General features: G+C 45.3%; 11 protein-coding genes. 10 read left to right on the top strand and 1 reads right to left on the bottom strand.

The features are described from left to right. Positions 1–284: 284 nt before the first annotated feature. Genes HJG39_RS05825 through HJG39_RS05790 form a run of 8 tightly spaced genes read left to right on the top strand, consistent with a single transcriptional unit; the run spans position 285 to position 5,768 of the window. Complete coding sequence (locus tag HJG39_RS05825) at positions 285–1,217, top strand: urease accessory protein UreD (protein ID WP_268407748.1); 933 nt, start codon at positions 285–287, stop codon at positions 1,215–1,217. Between the two features lie 48 nt (positions 1,218–1,265). Further along, a complete protein-coding gene (locus tag HJG39_RS05820) occupies positions 1,266–1,568 on the top strand; it encodes an urease subunit gamma (protein ID WP_268407745.1) in 303 nt (100 codons plus the stop codon). 8 nt (positions 1,569–1,576) lie between these two features. Then, entirely contained in the window at positions 1,577–1,927 is a 351-nt protein-coding gene (locus HJG39_RS05815; RefSeq protein WP_268407741.1) for an urease subunit beta, read from the top strand. Positions 1,928–1,931: 4 nt separating this feature from the next. Beyond that, positions 1,932–3,635 carry an urease subunit alpha gene (gene ureC, locus HJG39_RS05810; protein WP_268407738.1) on the top strand — a complete coding sequence of 568 codons (1,704 nt, stop codon included), beginning with the start codon at positions 1,932–1,934 and terminating at the stop codon, positions 3,633–3,635. A 55-nt stretch (positions 3,636–3,690) separates the two neighbouring features. Next, the gene (gene ureE / locus HJG39_RS05805) at positions 3,691–4,200 is read left to right on the top strand and encodes an urease accessory protein UreE (RefSeq protein ID WP_268407735.1); all 510 of its coding nucleotides are present in this window, start codon (positions 3,691–3,693) and stop codon (positions 4,198–4,200) included. Then, positions 4,160–4,918, top strand: coding sequence for an urease accessory protein UreF (locus HJG39_RS05800; protein WP_268407732.1), 759 nt, complete (start codon positions 4,160–4,162; stop codon positions 4,916–4,918). The genes ureE and HJG39_RS05800 overlap by 41 nt, the downstream gene beginning before the upstream one ends. A gap of 10 nt (positions 4,919–4,928) precedes the next feature. Next, a complete protein-coding gene (gene ureG / locus HJG39_RS05795) occupies positions 4,929–5,552 on the top strand; it encodes an urease accessory protein UreG (RefSeq protein ID WP_268407729.1) in 624 nt (207 codons plus the stop codon). Positions 5,553–5,573: 21 nt separating this feature from the next. Further along, on the top strand, positions 5,574–5,768 hold the full coding sequence (locus HJG39_RS05790; RefSeq protein WP_268407726.1) for a hypothetical protein: 195 nt from the start codon (positions 5,574–5,576) through the stop codon (positions 5,766–5,768). A 313-nt stretch (positions 5,769–6,081) separates the two neighbouring features. Here HJG39_RS05790 and HJG39_RS05785 read toward each other — a convergent pair whose 3' ends face one another. Then, entirely contained in the window at positions 6,082–6,840 is a 759-nt protein-coding gene (locus HJG39_RS05785; protein ID WP_268407723.1) for a class I SAM-dependent methyltransferase, read from the bottom strand. 276 nt (positions 6,841–7,116) lie between these two features. Here HJG39_RS05785 and HJG39_RS05780 point away from each other — a divergent pair, with 276 nt between their 5' ends. Then, positions 7,117–9,552, top strand: coding sequence for an ABC transporter permease (locus HJG39_RS05780; RefSeq protein WP_268407721.1), 2,436 nt, complete (start codon positions 7,117–7,119; stop codon positions 9,550–9,552). Between the two features lie 70 nt (positions 9,553–9,622). Further along, positions 9,623–18,070 carry a type I polyketide synthase gene (locus HJG39_RS05775; RefSeq protein ID WP_268407720.1) on the top strand — a complete coding sequence of 2,816 codons (8,448 nt, stop codon included), beginning with the start codon at positions 9,623–9,625 and terminating at the stop codon, positions 18,068–18,070. The last annotated feature ends 11 nt before the right edge of the window (positions 18,071–18,081 follow it).

The following is an 18,081-nucleotide window of genomic DNA, read 5'->3' as shown; positions in this document are numbered from 1 at the left end:
CAATTTCGATTCTCTAAATAGTAGCAGATAAATGTAAGTCGTTATTCATATTTAAGAAAATCTTTTTATATGGCAAATCTTGACCAATTGGTTGAGTGATTGGCGTACTTTATGCAACCGTCTGACATTTCTACAATAAAACGGAACGCGTTTTTGTTCAAATAACGATGACCCGTTAACAACAATAGAAACGTTTTCCGATATTGTCGACATGAGTCGAGTATAAATTGCACCAAGTTGGTCTTTTTGGATCTTTTTGGTGCAACGATGGAGACCAAGTACGCGTGAACACTCAAGAAGTGGATGATAATAAACAGTCGGACGAAAGCCTTGCATGGCAACCAGATATCGACCTTGGTAATCATTGGTTTGCCAAGTTGCATCTGCACTTAACGCACCGCAGTCAGGGGACTAGCCTTAGCCATATTGAACGGGTTGGGCCGTTATCAGTGCAAAAAGCATTTTACCCAGAAGGGCCAGATTGCGCGCATCTTTATTTATTGCACCCGCCAGCAGGGATTGTATCTGGCGATGAGTTAGACATTCAAATTCACATGGGCGAACAATCACAAGCGCTGATCACCACGCCTGGCGCGAATCGATTTTATCGTGCACGGACTGATTCCAGCATAGGAAAGAGTCAACAAATTCAGCGCGTTTCTTGTTACTTGCACGCTAAGAGTGTGCTTGAACATTTGCCTCAGGAAACCATTATCTATAATGGTGCAGATGCGCTAAATCAGGTGGATATTCACATAGACTCCAGCGCCGTTTACCTAGGCTGGGATGTGATTTGCCTTGGTTTGCCGGCGGCCAATGACCCATTTAAGCACGGCCAACTCACGCAATTAAATCGCGTATTTTGTGATAACCATCTGTTGTTTCATGACCGTATTCACTTGTCGTCTAAGAGCCCATTATTGGATCACTCTATTGGCTTAGCTGGCTCTCCGGTTTTTGGTACTTTTATATTGTCAGCGCCTACGATTATCTCTCCCGAAAAAGCAGAAACCCTGATAACACAAATACGCGAGCTCCTTGCTCACAGGGACTTACAACACGCGTTTTCTATCACCCAAATTAATGGCCTGATTTTGGCCCGCTACCTTGGTTCACGTAGCGATTTATGCAAGCAAATATTCACCCAAATGTGGCAAATCTGTCGCCCTTACTATTGTGTTAGAGCAGCAACATCGCCACGCATTTGGTTTACCTAAATCAATAAATGTGAAGAAAGATTAAACAATCAGAAGGTAAATAACGCTATGGATTTATTACCCAGAGAAAAAGACAAACTACTGCTATTTACTGCCGCATTGCTGGCTGAACGGCGTTTAAACCGAGGCGTAAAACTCAATTATCCAGAGGCTATGGCGTTTATCTCCATGGAAATTATAGAAGGCGCTCGCGATGGAAAAAGTGTTGCTGAATTAATGGATTATGGTCGGACTTTGTTAACACGCGAGCAAGTGATGCAAGGCATTCCTGAAATGCTGCATGAAGTACAAGTTGAAGCGACTTTTCCCGATGGCACCAAATTGGTGACTGTTCATAACCCAATCGTGTAGGAGGTGAGATGATTCCCGGTGAAATATATACCGAGGCTGGTGAGCACGAACTCAATGCTGGACGCCCAACCATTGAAGTGACGGTGGCAAACAGTGGCGATCGCCCTATTCAAGTAGGTTCGCATTACCATTTTTACGAAGTAAACCCTGCACTTAAATTTGACCGTGACATCACGCGCGGATTTCGATTAGACATCACCTCCGGGACGGCCGTTAGGTTCGAACCGGGACAGTCTCGTAGCGTAACGTTAGTGGCTTATGCCGGGCGTCGCGCTGTGTATGGATTTCGAGGAGAGGTGATGGGAGAGCTTACCGATAACGCAAGCACCAAAAACAACAGCCCGGCAGAAGGGGAATAACACCATGGCAAAAATAGATAAGCGTGCTTATGCCAACATGTTTGGTCCCACAACGGGCGACAAGTTGCGCCTTGCCGACACCGAACTTTGGATAGAAGTCGAAAAAGACTTCACCCACTACGGAGAGGAAGTGAAATTTGGTGGTGGCAAGGTGATTCGTGATGGCATGGGACAAAGCCAAGCAACCCGAGAAGATACCGTTGATTTGGTGATCACCAATGCATTGATTGTCGATCATTGGGGTATCGTAAAAGCCGATGTGGGTATTAAAGATGGGCGCATTCATACCATTGGCAAAGCCGGTAATCCTGATATTCAAGATCATATCAACATCGAAGTTGGACCTTGCACCGAAGTAATTGCAGGGGAAGGGCAAATTCTTACCGCAGGCGGCATCGATGCGCATATTCATTTTATTTGCCCGCAACAGGTTGATGAAGCTTTAATGTCAGGGGTAACAACCATGATTGGCGGTGGTACGGGGCCAGCAACAGGCACCAATGCCACAACCTGCACACCGGGCGCGTGGAATATCCACAAGATGCTACAAGCCACCGATTCAATGCCCATGAACTTTGGATTTTTAGGAAAAGGCAATGCCAGCTTACCCGATGCGCTTCGGGAACAAATTGAAGCTGGTGCTTGTGGTCTTAAACTGCATGAAGATTGGGGGACAACCCCAGCAGCCATTGATTGCTGTTTGTCGGTAGCCGAAGAGTACGATGTGCAAATTGCCATTCACACCGACACCTTGAATGAATCCGGTTTTGTGGAAGACACCATTGGCGCGTTTAAAGGCCGCACGATTCATACCTATCACACCGAAGGCGCTGGTGGAGGACACTCCCCAGACATCATTAAAGCCTGTGGCGAAGCCAATGTGTTGCCTTCCTCGACCAACCCAACTCGGCCTTACACTATCAATACCGTTGATGAACATTTAGACATGCTGATGGTGTGCCATCACCTCGATTCCAGTATTCCCGAAGACATCGCCTTTGCCGATTCGCGCATTCGAAAAGAAAGTATCGCCGCAGAAGACATCCTCCACGATTTAGGTGGCATTAGCATGATTGCCTCAGACTCTCAGGCAATGGGACGTGTCGGCGAGATGATTACCCGCACATGGCAAACCGCACACAAAATGAAGCAGCAACGTGGGCCGCTTGCCCCCGATACTGAACAAAACGACAACTTCCGGGTAAAACGTTACATCGCCAAATACACGATTAATCCCGCTATTAGTCATGGCATCAGCCATGAAGTGGGTTCGGTGGAAGTGGGTAAGTTAGCAGATTTAGTGTTGTGGAAACCGGCCTTTTTTGGCATCAAACCCGCCATGATCTTGAAGTCGGGTTTTATTGCTGCTGCGCCAATGGGCGATGCCAATGCGTCAATTCCCACTCCTCAACCCGTGTATTTTAGGCCCATATTTGGCTCTTTTGGCAAAGCCAGTAGCGCTACCTCAATGACCTTTTTGTCGCAAGCGGCCATTGATGCTGGTGTGCCAGAACGTGTTGGTATGACGCGTATGGTCAGTGCTTGCAGAAATACCCGAAATATCGGCAAAAAAGACATGATCCACAACGATTGGACACCAGAAATGACTGTGGATGCACAAACCTATGAAGTGCGTGCAAATGGCGAATTACTCACTTGCGAACCGGCAACCGAGTTACCGCTAGCGCAGCGTTATTGCTTGTTCTAATTAAAGAGGAATAAGTGCAGAACATATCGTTAACAATTAACACAGGACAATCAGCATGTTGCAAGTTTATGAACGGCTCAGCGTGAAAAAAACGCAGTCGACACAACCCGATGACAGCCTCACGCTAGATTTCGACACGCGTCAAAAAGCGCGCATAAAGGCCATAACGGATGCACAGCAAAGCATTGGTATTTTCGTTGCGCGCGGGCACCCGTTAAAAATTGGCGAATTATTAAAAACCGAGTGCGGCAAAATCATTGAAGTAAAAGGGGCGAATGAACCCGTGATTACCGCGAGTACCGACGATTGGCATACGTTCAGCAAAGTGTGTTACCACCTTGGGAATCGCCATACACAACTGCAAGTAGGCGCGCGTTGGTTACGCTTTAAAACCGACCATGTTTTGCAAGAGTTAGTGGAAAAATACGGTTTACATGTGGATGCCAGCCCGGCCGTATTTGAACCCGAAAGTGGCGCTTATGGGGGGCATGGGCACTCGCATAATCACTCACACGAGCATGCTCATGAACATTCCCATGAGCATGAGCACAGCCATGACCACTAAAGCCAATGTGCGAAGTTCGGTGGACACGAATGCTATGTTGCCATCGCTTAAGCTCAATCGTTTGTTACAACTTTGCAGCGCTAATTTGCCTATTGGTGGCTTTTCCTTTTCCCAAGGCATGGAATACGCCGTTGAACAAGGCTGGATAACCGATGTCAGCAGTTGCAAAAGCTGGATCCTTACATTGCTATACGAAAGCATAGCGAGCACCGATTTACCCATTTTGGGGCGCGCTTTTCATGCTATTGAACAACAGCAACTCACCGAATTACGCTACTGGAATGAGCACTTACTCGCTTGCCGCGAAAGCAAAGAAATGTACTTTGCCGATGTGGCAATGGGCAAGGCGCTAATGCGCTTACTACGCCAACTTGAAGGCGTGGATGAAACGCCCTTCACTAATGCGTTTGAACAACCAAATGTGAGCTTTGTGGCAGCTTTCGCGTGCGCCGCATGGCTTTGGCAGCTTGATATTAGCAGTACCCAAAGCGGGTTTTGTTGGACGGTTATCGACAGTCAAGTGGCAGCCGCAACCAAACTTGTACCCCTTGGACAAACCCAAGCGCAACAACTGTTATTCGATTTAAGCGAGCAAGTGGCTCCAGTCATCGAAAGCGCCAATCGCCTTAGTGACGATGAATTAGGCAACAGTTTGCCTCGACTCGCCATGGCAAGTGCATGGCACGAAACCCAATATTCACGATTATTCCGATCCTAACGAGGACACAATGAAGAAAAAACAAATACTCAGAATAGGCGTAGGAGGCCCTGTCGGATCCGGCAAAACGGCTTTATTACGCACATTATGTCTTGCCTTGCGTGATAAATACGACATGGCAGTTGTCACCAATGATATTTACACCAAAGAAGATGCTGAATTCTTAACGCATCACGATGCGCTTTCTAGCGATCGCATTATGGGTGTGGAAACGGGTGGTTGCCCACATACTGCTATTCGCGAAGATGCGTCCATGAATTTGGCGGCAATCGACGAATTAGAATCGCGTCATCCGAATTTAGATTTTGTTCTAGTAGAAAGTGGCGGCGACAATTTAAGCGCGACCTTTAGTCCAGAGTTATCCGATTTAACTATTTATGTTATCGATGTTTCTGCGGGCGATAAAATTCCACGAAAAGGAGGGCCGGGAATTACTCGCTCCGATCTACTCATTATTAACAAAATCGATTTAGCTCCAATGGTTGGCGCATCTCTTGATGTTATGGATCGCGATGCGAAAAAAATGCGGGGTGATCGTCCTTTTATCTTTTCCAATTTGAAGGAAAATTTGGGCGTTCCTGAGATCATTCAATTCATAGAAAAAGAAGGCATGTTACAACAGCCATCCGTTTAACAAATTGAAATAGGAAATATGATGTTAAATCAAATTACATTAATTTTTAGTCTAATGACCATTTTTATAGCGTCGCCTGTTTATGCTCACCACGATGAAATTGTGGGAGATGGATTGGAGCACGAACTTTTTCATGCGTTATTATGGGGGGTTGCTATTGCAGGTGTGTTTGTTGCGGTTCGCTGGTATAAGCGAAATAAAAATAATGGCGGGTGAAAAAAATTATCTAAATTAACGGTTTGTATTAAGGTGCAATTATTGTTTTTTGCACCTGATTTTTATAAATAATTTTGTCTTACTCTTTTTATTAAACGTTGTTTTTTATTTTTAGGTGCTAAAAATGATTAACTCTTTAGTGAAGAATTTAATAAATATTTCATATTTATGAATATGTTTTAATATGTAATTGAGTGTATCTTTGTGTAATCAGGAAAGGGTTTAGAGTGCAGTCGACCATTCAATAAATGGCCGATTGGTACAGATAATGTACAGTTATTAATTTATCCTTGTATAAGGATATAGCGTAATACTATTGCTTCTGAGCAACGACGAAATGACACACACCGTCCTCATTAAATACATCCTTCATTCCTTCAACAGAAAGCGTAATTAACTTCAGGTCTGCTTGCTTAATCATTTCAGCTAATTCATCGTGATGATAGGCTTGGAGGCAATAATTATGCATCAGCTCTTTAATGTCTTCAAAGCCTCGCTGGATAACGTATTCCTGACAAATATCAACGGCATTTTTAGTGATGTCGAAATTAAAATTTGTGTAGCGTACATAACGAGTATCACCCATTTCTAATGCCGTATCCAACACCTTGTTGCGAGGCAGAAACGGCATTGCTTCAGCGCTAAACACATCAAATATTAAGATGCCATTTGGCGCTAAATGTTGGGCTGCATTTAGGATGGTTTCTTGAAGCTGAGATTTAGATAAGTGAGCAACAGCATTATAAGCGGAATAAATACAATCAAATTCGCCTTCAGAGACGGTAATCATGTTCGCCTGTTTAAACTGTAAATTTGGTGTATTGCCTGCTTTTTTCTTGGCCTGAGCAAGCATCGCTAAACTTAAATCCGTTGCCGTAACGTTGAAGCCTTGTTGTGCAATAGGGATGCATTGTGCGCCGGTCCCGCAGCTCATATCCAGCACTGTTTTAACGTTAAATTGTCGAAAATAATCTGTTAATTGTTGGACGGTTATATCTGTAAATGATTTTCCCTTAAATTCGAAAATATCATAGATGTCTGCTGAATCCGCATAAATATTGATGTCGCCCACAAGAATACTGCCTTTAATTAATTATTTTAGTCTTGTAATTAATGTTCACTTTTACTTTTGTGAAATATAAAACTTTACCTAACTTTTTTGTGATGGTAATGTTTTTTTTAGGCATTTGGCAAGTGTCTTTAATTTAATCCATTTTTCTTTCAAACGTTAATGGAGATATTTAATAAAGACGAGTATTGCAAAGTTTCAGTGCTTATAAGCCTTATATTTTTATATATGTTGTGCTTAAAGCCCTAGAGTTTGCAGGAAATATGGGTTTGAGAATTAATGAACCATTTTACTTACACTCTAAAAAAACTACAGAAAAGAGTCGCTTCCTCTTTAGTGATTGTTGTTTCTCTAGCATTAGGTGTTGCAGTTAACACCTTAGTTTTCGGCTGGATAAATAGCTATGTTATCAACCCGTTACCAGCGGTCCCTAATTCACAGCAATTGCATTCAGTAACCACAGTTGTAGAAAATAAAGATTTTATCGATTCATCATTTCTAGATTTTATTGATTATCGAGAAGATGGTGGGAATTTATCATCGCTACTGGCTTATAAGTATTTTCCCATATCCGCTCAAATTAATAGTCAAACGCACCCTATCGCAGCGGAATTAGTCTCAAAAAATTATTTCCAAACATTGCGGCTACAACCCTATGTAGGTCGCTTTTTTAGTGTTGACGATAAAATAGAAAAACCTGGCGCTGCGTCGGTTGTGGTAATTTCCTATGGTTTTTGGCAGCAGCATTTCAATGGAAATGAGGCAGCATTAGATACCAGCATTACCATTAACGGTGTCTCCCATACCATTATTGGTGTCGCACCTCAGGGTTTTAACGGCCTAAGTGCAACGGATAAACGTGACTTTTGGCTACCTGTAGCAGATCTCGGAGTTTTTTCTGGTTCAGCGAATTGGATTGAAGACCGAAAAACACGACCATTCAAAATGCTACTTCGTGTTCCAGAGTCAAGTTCACTTTCAGCGATTCAGTCACAGTTAGCGCTAGTGGCTCAGCGACTTGAGAGCAAATTCCCCGCATCTAATCTAAGCATCGCCACAAAGGTGCACCCTTTCATGGAGTCGCCTGAAGGTGGACCCACTGAAATTACAGCGCTGTTAGTGGTGTTGTTTGTCGCCAGCTTCGTGGTACTTGGCATTATTAGTACCAACTTAATTAATCTGGCCCTCGTACAAGCAATTGAGCGAAGCAAAGAAGTGAGTATTCGCCGCGCAATGGGGGCGACCACCCTAGATGTGATTTGGATTTTCCTACTAGAAGGCTTGATGCTTTCAGTGGTTGCTTCGTTACTTAGCTTAACCTTTATCTATGTACTGCAAGGTATCTTAGTGCAGTCCAACGTGTCTTTATTGATGTTAAGCACTCAATCGGGGTTACTCACGCCGGCACTCATTATTTATTGTGCAGTAATCACCTTTATTTTCGGTGTCAGTATTATCACCATTCCTTCTTTGCACCTTTCTCAACAAAACCTAGCAACCAGTTTGCAAGAGAGTATGCGCGGGTCAACAACCAGTCGCTTAACCTCTTATGTGCGTACCGCTTTAGTTATTTTTCAGGTTATGTTGGCCTTCTTAGCCCTTGCCTGTGCCGGTACATTCGTTGCCAATACCAGCAAGATAAAAGATATTCCTCCGGGCTTTAATCCAGAAGGTGTATTGCTGTTAAACCTATCAGCAACTAGCAATATTCCTGATACCCAAACGTTAATGAGTCAGGTGCAACGTGTTCGCTCAGGTCTTAATTCGATGAGTGAAGTTCAGCAGGTTTCTTACGCTGAATTTGCGCCGTTGGGCGGCAGCGGTGGCTCATGGGAAGAGATTCAAATTGAGGGCTATACCCCGCGCGAAGGTGAGAATACCAAGCTGTATCGTAACTTTGTTGGTGAAGATTACTTTTCAACAATGGGTATTTCGGTCGTTCAAGGACGTGAATTTAGAGCGTCGGATGACGCTGCATCTCCTTTCGTTACCGTTGTTAACCAAGCCTTTGCGGATCGCTATTTCCCAAACCGCACTGTATTGGGCCGCAATATTCGTGGATGGGGACGTGATATGACCATTGTTGGGGTCGTCGCAAACAGTAAGATCGACACCTTAACGGAAGATGCACAGCCCTATTTCTATGTTCCATTTGCTCAGTTTGCGAACAGCGGGTCGAACGTGATTATGCATGTGAAGTTACAACCGAAAAGCACGACTGACATGCAGCTTTATATCCAGCAAGTGGAATCTCAAGGCAATGCCATGTTTGTTTCTTGGCATATGACGCTGAAAGAGTACATGCAAGGCTCGATGTTTAGCTTGCAAATGGTTGCCTCCTTGCTCTCTATTCTTGGGATTTCTGCTCTACTATTAACGTCCATTGGTATTTTGGGCGTCGTGAGTCGCTCTGCTAACCAGCGCCAACAAGAAGTGGGTATCCGCATGGCAATGGGAGCAACGCCTTTCAAAATTATTCTTCTTTTCATGCGGCAGAATTTGCAAGTGACCGTTATCGGAGTGCTTGCTGGTTTGGCCGTATACATTGCAATTTGGCCGTCAATTGTTGAATTGCTTTACAACACCTCGGGTGTCGATCTCGGGCTGGTAATTGGTGTAGCGATGCTGATCTTAACCGTGTCGTTATTTGCTGGTCTGGCGCCGTGTATCAAAGCAAGCAGGCTTAACCCTGTGGATGCGCTTTCTGTTCATTAAATAAGCTCATGTTAGCGAACTTAAAATAATAACAACCTCAATCGTACTGATTTCAAATGGAGATATAGGTGTGAGTAATCAGGTAGACCACTTATGCAACTCTGTCACGCAATACATTAATAAACATGCTGCTGCTCGTGGTCAGGATATTGCTTATCGTTTTGTTAAGTTTAATCGCAGAAATGGCGAGAAAATCGTAGAAAGTGTTTCGTATCAGCAACTCAACAAAACGGTTGAGCGTGTTGCGTTACACTTAAGCTCGCAAACACAGCCTCAAGATCGTGTGGTATTAGCCTTCCGCAGTGGTTTAGAGTTCTTATATGGCTTTTATGGCTGTTTGCAGGCGGGCGTTGTTGCCGTACCTGTGCCATTGCCGCGTTTTGCTGGAAAGGCTGATCGCTTAGCGTCCATTGTTGAAGATACTGGCGCAGCGTTAGTGCTGACAACGTCTGAATTAACGGAATCAGGCAAATTCGACCAAATCAACTGCCCTAAAGTGAGCATTGATTCCTGGCTGGAATCTGAGCCGCAAGCGACAGAATTACCCGAAATTACGGGTGATATGTTGGCTTTCTTGCAGTATAGCTCAGGCTCTACAAGCGAACCTAAAGGCGTCATGGTGACGCAACAAAACTTGGTTGAACAAGTGCAGTTGTTAACCGGCGAAATTGACGCAGATACAGGATCGGTTATGGCAAGTTGGTTGCCACATTTCCATGATTTAGGTTTGGTGCTTGGTTTAATCAATTCCGTGTATAAAGGGGGACAAACCGTCTTTATGGCACCGGAAACCTTTATTCAAAAGCCGGTTTACTGGTTACGCCTTATTAGTGATTATCAGGCTAACTTTACCATGGCGCCTAACTTCGCTTTTGATCTCTGCGTTCAGAAAATTGCAGACGCCGATTGTGAAGGGGTAGACCTTTCATCTTTGGTTTGTGCAGGCATTGCAGCGGAACCCGTTCGTGCCCATACGATTGAAAACTTCACCAATAAGTTCAGTTCATTTGGATTCCAAAAGAGTGCTTTTTTCCCATCATATGGACTCGCAGAAGCCACATTATTAGTTGCGGGTAAAGGCAGAACACGCACCTTAAATATGCGTAGTTTCAATTCACGAGACTTGGATGCCGGCAAAGTGGTTGCATGCGATGACAGCGATAAACAAGCACGTCGATTGGTATCAAACGGGCAGATTTGCTCCATATTTGAAGCCGCCATTGTTGACCCAGAAACGCATCAACTCGTTGGACCGAACCAAGTAGGAGAGATTTGGATTCGAGGCGGCTCAACAACCCAAGGTTACTGGAATCGTGATGAAGATAACCAACATCACTACAATGTTGCGTTAGAAGGTGGTGATGAAAACGGCTATTTCCGTACCGGCGATATTGGTTTCTTATTCCACAACGAATTATATGTTTGTGGTCGAATCAAAGATCTCATTTTAATTCATGGTTCGAATCACCACGCCGCTGACATTGAAACCTCGATAGAAGCTAAGTTAGGCGACAAAGTAGCGGAAAGCGTTGCCTTCTCTGTTGATGTTGACGATCAAGAGCGTTTAGTGGTTCTGCTTGGCTTAAAGAAAAACGAAGACAGCGATCCGCAACTTGCAGACGAAGTCATCAGTGCGTTATTAGAAAACCACGAGCTGGCGGTTGATTATGTATTAGCCGTTACCCGCAAACTGCCGCGCACCACATCAGGCAAAATTCGTCGTAACCAATGCCGCCAAGATTTCCTCAATGGCACCTTGGATTACGAAACCCTTTACGAAAAACCCAAAGATGCGAAAAAAGTTCAAGCCGTAGAAGCGCCTGAGCCAGAACAAGAAAGCGTTGCATTTACCGATGAACTGAACTGGTTGTTCACACAGCTTGGTAAACATTTACAAACTGATAATCCAGAACAGTATCGTGATAAAAACCTATCCGATATTGGTTTATCAGGCTCGAAGTTGTCGATTTTGTCTAACGACCTACAAAAACAATATGGTCGTTTATTACCGCCAAGTTACTTGGCAGAATTTGAAACGGTTGAAAAGATTGCACATAACATTGCTGACTTTAAACCGGCTTCCGATACCGACTTTAAATCTGTTGATGAGTTACTTGAAGAAAACTTCGACAGTGATGGCAGTAAAGATGAGCCTATCGCCATCATTGGTGTTGCTTGTCGTTTTCCCGGCGCGAAAAATAAATTCGAATTTTGGGAAAACTTGTGTGAAGGCGTGGATAGCTTAATTGAAGTGCCAGAAGATCGCTGGGACATCGATAGCGTATACCACGAAAACTCATTAGCCGTCGGCAAAATGAATACGCGTCGTGCGGGCTTTATTTCTGATATTGACCAATTTGACCGTAACTTCTTTAGCTTGTCTGTGCGTGAATGTGTGCGTATGGACCCTGCTCACCGCTTGTTAATGGAAGTGGCTTGGGAAACTTTCGAGAATGCGGGCGTTAAGCCGTCAAGTATGGAAGAAAGCAATACCTCGGTTGTTGTTGGTATTTCCGGTAGTGACTATGCACAGCTTCAGTTTGGCGACGAAACCCTTGCCGACTCCTATGCCGGTTTAGGCTCAGCGCTAACCAACGCCGCTAGTCGTATCTCACATTTTTATAACTTGCGAGGCCCCGCTTTAGCCGTTGATACCGCGTGCTCCTCGTCATTAACGTCGGTGCATATGGCGTGTAAGAGCATTCGAAGTGGCGAATGCAGCATGGCATTAGCAGGTGGTGTGAATATATTGCTTTCACCAAACGTCACCATGTCATTGACCAAAGCTGGGATGATGGCACCTGATGGCAAATGTAAAACCTTTGACGAAAAAGCCAATGGTTATGTGCGTGCAGAAGGGATTGGTTTGGTATTACTTAAACCACTTTCAAAAGCAAAAGCAGACGGTAATCACATTTGTGCGGTTATCCGTGGCAGTGCCACCAACCAAGACGGTAAATCATCAGGTATTTCTGCGCCAAACGGTGAAGCACAACAACGAGTAGTGCTTGCTGCGTGTGCCGATGCTGGCATTCAACCGGGAGATTTCGATTACGTTGAATGTCACGGTACAGGAACATCGTTAGGTGATCCCATTGAAGTTAACGCACTGGGCGAAGTATTAAAAATTGGTGCGGATGACAATACCAAATGCAATATCGGCTCCGTTAAAACCAACATTGGTCACGCCGAATCTGCGGCAGGGATTGCTAGCTTAATTAAGGTGACAATGATGTTGGAAAACAACATTGCACCGAAAAGCTTAAACTTTGAAACGCCAAATCCTGCCATTGATTTCGACAACATTCGCGCAGCGGTACAAACCGAAACCGGCACACTTCGTAAGCACGATAGACCTGCGCTTATCGGGGTCAATAGCTTTGGTGTTGGCGGTACAAATGTTCATATCGTATTAGAAGAGTACGAAAATGAAGCGGCACCTGAACTACCCAGTGACCTGCCTGAGCAGTGGATGTTGCCCATTAGTGCTAAAAGCAAAGTGTCTTTACAAGGATTGGCTTCAAAAATAGCTGACTATGTTAATGCCAATCCAGATAAAGCATCGCTTGCAGCTTTATCTAATTCATTGTTTACGCATCGCGAGCATCTCGCGCACAGAGCCTTAGTGACAGGTAAATCACCGGACACGCTTGTGAAAGCATTACAAGCGGTGTCGGAAGAAACCTATCATCCAAGTGCTGTTGTTGGCAGTGCCTTGAATGAAGTAGACGACCAAAAGCTGGCCTTTGTTTACGCTGGACAAGGCCAACAATGGTGGGCAATGGGACGTGAACTGTTTGCTAGTGAGCCAGTTTTCCGTGAACAGGTAGAAATGTGCGATAAAGAAATGGCGCAATACACGGATTGGTCACTCATTGAAGAGCTGCACAAAGACGAAGCAGACTCGCGCTTAGATGACACCGAAATTGCGCAGCCAGCCATATTCGCGATTCAAGTCGGCTTAACCGCGCTTTGGCAGTATCAAGGTTATCAACCAAGTGCCGTTGTCGGTCACAGTATTGGTGAAGTTACCGCAGCGTACGTCGCAGGTTGCATTTCCTTCTCAGAAGCGTGTCACCTAATCATTATTCGTGCGCGCTTAATGCAAGCAGCAACGGGTCACGGCCTAATGGTGAGTGTGGAATCGACACTTGAAGAAGTGCAACCATACCTAGAAACCCATGCTGATAAAGTCGATGTAGCAGCCATTAATGGCCCAACAACATTGGTATTGTCTGGTGATGTTGACACGCTACACCGTGTCACCGACAGACTCGAAAATGCAGGCATTGCCTGTGTGAAACTACCCGTTAACTACGCTTTCCATAGTTATCAAATGGAAGATAGCAAGCATGATTTGATTAAAGCGCTTAGCTTCTTAAAACCGATGCCTGCGAAAATCCCACTTGTTTCAACCGTGTCTGGCGAATGGCTCGCGCAAGGCGGATTACTCACCCCAGAATACTGGGGTGAAAACTTGCGTGAAAAAGTCATGTTCAAGGCCGGGATCGAAACCTTAGTGAACTCGGGTTACACCAGCTTTGTAGAGATTTCAGCAAGACCCGTTCTGCAACGTGTTATTCGCAAAACGGCTGAGCAATTTGTTCCAAGTTGTCAGGTGGTGGCGAGTTTACAAAAAGATGAACAAGAACAAGAAAGTTTCGCTAAATCTATCGGCGACTTGTTTGTAGCTGGTCTGGAGCCGCATTGCGCATTGCAAAAGTTATATCCGGTATTTGAACCTCGCTTGCCAAGCTACGCGTGGGATCAACAACGCTTCTGGTTAGATGGTCCACATGTTGAAGCGCGTAGTCGTTTGTTGCATCACCCGTATTTGCAAGTGCGTTTGCCAATTGCACAAACAGGCTGGGAAGTCCGTTTGGATCACCATATCAGTGCGTACTTAACATCATTGCGAGTGAATGGCGAAAGCCGTCTACCAAATGGTGTGGCGGTTGAGCTTGCTCAAGCTATCAGCAAAATCCAAAGTGAAGAATCACCGTTAGAACTACAAGGCGTCAAACTGCATTCGCCTGCAATTCTAAAAGAAGGTCAGGCATTGCCGGCGGTTCAAGCGTTTGTGTTCGAGCAAGCGGTTGGCTTTAAAACGTTAGAAATTCGTGTTCAAGAAAACAGTGAAGAAGGTAAAGCAAATAACTGGCGCACACTCGCAGAAGCCAGCTTAGTGCCTCCGGCGCAGCGTTTGCCAAATGCAACGTTAAATAAGTTTGTATTGGAAGAACGCGTTCAAGGCTTAGAAAGCTTCCCGAATATTGTGTTGTACAAAAAGTTCGCTGAAATGGGACTTGAGTACGGCGCCGCTAACCAAGGCATTACTAACCTATGGTTTGATTCACGCGTTGCGGTTGCTGAACTTGCTCCGCTTGAGAACGAAGGTTACACCTTAGATCCTCGTTTAGTCGATACCATCGAACAGATGTGTAAAGTGGTTCAAGGCACTGCCGGTAGCCACACCGACATGGATGGTATTAACGCGGTTAATCAGATTAGCGCCGAAAAGTCGGCAAGATACGTGGAGGTCTCGTTAAAAGACACCCCCGAAAAAGCTGCCGATTTTGATGTGTTCGTTTACGACCAAGAAGGCGTGTTATTGCTCACGCTAAACAGCTTGTCGTTTGTTGCGAGCGATAGCCACAGTCGTAATGCTGGGATGCCACAAAATACCGATTATTGGCAATATTTCTTCGAGTGGGAAGAATCCCCAGAAGTGGATACACAATCCCGTCCTCATAGTGAAAATGGTTACTGGTTGCTATTAGCTGATAGCAAAGGCGTATCTAGCCAATTGAGTGCGTGGTTAAACTACAATCATCAGCGCTTCTTGAAAGTGAGCACAGGTGACGCTTTTGGTACCGATGACAAGGGCGATTATTTGGTTGATCCTACTTCACAAGAAAGTATCGACACGTTAATTCGAACCTTGTTCATTGAAGGCAATCGCCAATGTATCGGCATTGTTCACGCCTGGGCTTTGGATACACACCCTTTTGCTGACACTGAATTAGCGAACTTCCGACATGACATGTTCCTATCGATTATCAGTGCGGCTTACACCATGGGAGCAGCTTCGAAGCAAGCCATTTCAGGACGCCCTCGGGTATACATGCTCACTCAGAATGGTCAAAACGTGCTCGAAGGTGACAACATTGAACCGGCGCAAGCGTCGATTTGGGGCTTCTGTAAGAGTGTGGCTATTGAGCATCCTGAATATGCTATTTCTCGTATCGACTTGCCCACTGAATACGACGAAGACGATATGGATGTGCTGTGCACAGAAATCTCTTCCAATAGTAAAGAAGATCAAGTCGCGATTCGTCAGGGTAAGCGTTTTGTTGCGCGTATGAATTATCGCTTCGATCCAGAAGCCGGTTCTCAAGAACGAGAATATCCAGATTACGAATTAGTGCCGCGCTGGGATGAAGACACGTGTTACTTAAGTAAACAGAAGTCTTATCGTGAACTCGCTGGAGCAGACCAAGTGAGTGTGGATGTGAATCAGGTGTTAATTGCGCCGTCGCAGCTCACCCATGAAGGCGGTGTACCACAGGTAAACTTGTGGTCGGGCGTCGTTGCCGACACGCAAGAAACCGTGTTCTCCATGATACCTGTCACCTTAAGCAACCATATTTGTGTGAACAAAGACGCGCTGACGCAGGTTGAAGGTGACTTCTCACTCGCGAAGTTCGGTTGTTCCATTCAGCCTAACGTGATCGCTCATCTCGTGTTGAGTTATTTTGGCAAAATTCAAAAAGGCCAATACGTGTGGGTTAATGGTATTGAAACCGCGCTGGGTTCTGCGTTCGCCGTACTGGCGAAACTGGTTGGTGCCAAAGTGTTGGCAACGTCTGCGCAGCACCTTGATACGGAGCAATATCGCCATGTGACCTTAATGGGCTCACTTGCCGATTGCACCCAAGAAAACGTGCATTTCCAAACCAAACAACGCGGCGTGGATTTGTTCGTTAACTGCTTAACCCATGCCGATTTGTTACATGTCAGCGGCTTTATGCACAGCTTCGGCACTTTCATCGACATGGCATCAGAAGCTCAAGGCTTGGGCGCGAACTTGCAACGCTTACGCTTAACCGCAAACCAAGCGTTGCGAGCGGTAGACATTCACGACTTAGTGTCCCACAACTATGACCTTGTAAAAGCCTCGCTTGAATACGTCATTGAAGGCTTGCAAAAAGGGCGCATTAAAGCGGATGTACAAGTTGTGCAAATGCTTACCGACAACGAAATCGCCGTTGAAGCCAATGCTCCGTTTATTCTGACATTGCCAGAAGGAGAGCACACAGCACAAAACTCTGTTTACCACAAAGATGCCACCTATTTAGTGACAGGTGGCCTCGGTGGATTGGGCTTGTCATTAGCGAAACGTTTAGCGCGTCAAGGTGCTGGCAACTTGGTGTTGTTAGGGCGTCGAGCACCGTCACTGAAACAAATGGACGAAATCGCGGCTATCGAAATGTTGGGCGCGAAAGTGACCACCTTCCCAGTGGATGTCGCAGATGAAGAACAAGTGAAGCAATTATTTGCAACGCTACGTGAATCATTGCCGCCACTCAAAGGGATATTCCATGCGGCAGGTATGTTGCGTAACGCCTTGTTATTGCAACTCGAACAAGATCATTTCCTCGATGTTTTTGCCGCCAAAGTGCAAGGCTCTTGGAACTTGCATGTGCATTCACAGCAAGACGATCTCGACTTCTTCGTGATGTTCTCATCATTGGCTTCTGCTATTGGCTCTCCGGGACAAAGTAACTACTCGGCGGCGAATGGCTTCTTGGATGGCTTATCCGAATACCGGAAATTGCAAGGTTTGCCGGGCACGAGCGTGTGTTGGGGACCTTGGGAAGACGTTGGTATGGCCGCGGCTGAGGAAAACTTAGACAAACTCTCTGAGCACGGTATCGGCACCATTGCATTGGAAAAAGGCTTAGCGTTATTGGACGAGCTTATTGAGCAAAAACTGCAAGGTTGCGTTGCCAGCTTACCAATGGATTGGGCGCTTTGGAGTCGTTACTTCCCAACGATTGCGGTGTTGCCATTCGTGAGCAATCTCGTACCAGAGCAAGCATTGTCGCAAAGCCAGATGAGCAAGATTACCCGTGAACACATCCTAAATTGGGATAGTGAAAAGCAGCTTGAAGCGGTGAAAGACGCACTGGTAAGAGCCGTGAGTCAAGCCATGATGCTCAGCCCTGAATCCGTCAGCCTAACAACGCCACTTACGGCGCTAGGTTTGGATTCTATTGTGGCGCTTGAGCTGAAAACACGGATTGAAGGTTACGTGGATGTGGTTATCCAAACCTTCACCTTGCTGAAAGGCTATGACATCAACGAACTGGCTGAGATTTTGAAAAATCAGATGCTAGAAGGGGAAACCGAAGTGGCAGCAAGCGAAGACGTTAGCACGGAAAACGTGGAAGACGATTTGAGCGAAATGTCTGCCGACGAAGTTGACGCCTTACTGCGTGAATTGTCCGAAGAATAAAAGTTTAACGC

It is taken from the genome of Alteromonas sp. a30 (assembly GCF_026788005.1).
Taxonomy (GTDB): domain Bacteria; phylum Pseudomonadota; class Gammaproteobacteria; order Enterobacterales; family Alteromonadaceae; genus Paraneptunicella.
Note: the sequence above shows the minus strand (reverse complement) of the source record. Positions and strands in the feature narration are given on the sequence as shown.